Below are 1,833 nucleotides of genomic sequence, written 5' to 3'. Positions count from 1 at the left end.
GCAACGAGCTGATCAACCGCGTGATCACCTGGGTCAACGCCTACTGCCATCACTACGGCCTCCCAGGCGCAATCCCCGAGGTCAACGGCAAGTCCTGGAACCTCACCGCCCGGCAGTTTCGCCGCACCCTGGCCTGGTACATCGCCCGCCGCCCCGGCGGCGTCATCGCCGGAGCCGTCCAGTACCGCCACCTCGGCATCCAGATGTTCGAGGGCTACGCCGGCACCAGCGACTCCGGCTTCCGTGCCGAAGTCGAAGCCGAACAGTCCATGCAGCGCGGCGAACACCTCCTCGCCCTCACCACCGACCACCAGCACGACCTGAGCGGCCCCGCTGCCCACGAGGCAGCCGTCCGGCTGGCCGACTTCCACCACCGCACCGGGTTCACCGGCTCCGTCGTCACCGACCCTGCCCGCCTGCGCCGCGTCCTGGCCCGCCACGACCCCGAGGTCTACCCCGGCACCTACGTGACCTGCGTCTTCAACCCGGACAAGGCACTGTGCCGACCCCGCTCCGTTCCCGGAGGCCGAGCGGGTCCAGTCCCGCACGAATGCCAACCGCTGGAATGCCGCAACGTTGCGCTGACAGCCAACAACACCACCGCCCTTGCCGCCGAAGCCGACCGCATCGACCACCGACTCCGCGCCCGCCCCGTCCTCCCACCGCTGCTGCACGCTGGTCTGGCCCGGCGCCGCGACGCGATCCACGCCTTTCTCACCGTCAACGGGACCGCCCAGTGACCGCCCACCGCCACCCACTGCCGAGCCGCACCGACGTCCACGCCGCCATCGACAGCCTGACGTCCGAGACCGGCCGACGCCCGAGCGTGCTGGCCCTCGCCACCCGCCTCGGCCTCGCCAACACCACCTTCCGCCGCAACTACTCAGACATCTGTGCCGAGCTCGCCGCCATCGTGCGCACGCCAAGCGGCACGACCGCAGCTGACGCCTACAGCAAGGTCCAGGCCGACAACGCCCGGCTGCGACGGGACAACCGCGACCTCGCCGAACAGCTCGAACTCGCCATCGCCACCATCCAACGCCTGAGCATCGACAACGGCCTCCTGCGCGCCGCCCTTCACGATGCCCGCGCTGTCACGCCGCTGCCCCGCCGCCCCCTATGACCGCCTGCGTCGCCATCAATCAGGTGCGCCAGCGAGCTGTCATCCTGAGCCCAGCTGAGGTCTGTCAGCGGGAGCCGTTACCTTCACCCTCATGACGACACATTCCAAGCCGCTGAAGGTGCTGTTGACCGACCCCATGGGCGGAAGCCTGGGTCTCAGCCTGCCGCCGGGCTCACTGGTGAGCGAGACCAACGATGGTCCTTGGCCTGAGCCGCTGCTCTGGGTGGCCGAAGGGGTGGCAGCGCCCGGTACGTGGGCCGAGTACGTGTCGGCCCGGGACGTGGGACTGCAGCCCGTCCTTCTCCAGGACGAATCCGGTATCGAAGAGTGGTGGGACGGCGAGCTGGATCCCGGCATGATGTCGGACCCCGGCGACCATCATGCCGAGGAGGTGATCAAGGACTTTTGGGAGTCCGCGGCATCGGAGACCGAGGAGAACGAAGACGACGAGGACGCGGGCGAGACCATAGCCCCGTTCACCGGTAGCTGGCCTGGGCTCGCGTCGCCAGGGCTGACAGCCGCAGATCCGGACGCGACTGCTGCGGACGTGGCTAAGGCTCTGGTCGGGCACTCGCTCAAGAGCCCTCGGCTGGCGTTGGTCCCGGTGGGCCGGGCTGCGGACCTCCCCGCGGCAATTGGCTGGTCAGGGCCGGTCAACTACGAAAACGATGTGGCCCGGCTGTGTGCCGTTCTCCGTTCCTGGGAGGACC

2 protein-coding genes and 1 pseudogene are annotated in these 1,833 nt (G+C 69.1%); all 3 read left to right on the top strand.

Translation table 11 applies throughout. The features are described from left to right. A pseudogene (locus ACFW48_RS38665) lies at positions 1-740 on the top strand (hypothetical protein); the annotation flags it as partial. Continuing rightward, positions 737-1,123, top strand: coding sequence for a hypothetical protein (locus ACFW48_RS38660; protein ID WP_386323357.1), 387 nt, complete (start codon positions 737-739; stop codon positions 1,121-1,123). The pseudogene ACFW48_RS38665 and the gene ACFW48_RS38660, both read left to right, overlap by 4 nt. 91 nt (positions 1,124-1,214) lie before the next feature. Beyond that, positions 1,215-1,833: DUF4253 domain-containing protein (locus ACFW48_RS38655; protein WP_386323355.1), on the top strand; the 619-nt coding region annotated here is incomplete at its 3' end.

The organism is Streptomyces sp. NPDC058812 (assembly GCF_042744565.1).
GTDB lineage: Bacteria > Actinomycetota > Actinomycetes > Streptomycetales > Streptomycetaceae > Streptomyces > Streptomyces thinghirensis.
The sequence above is the reverse complement of the archived record's forward strand: the minus strand, read 5'-3'. Positions and strand labels throughout refer to the sequence as shown.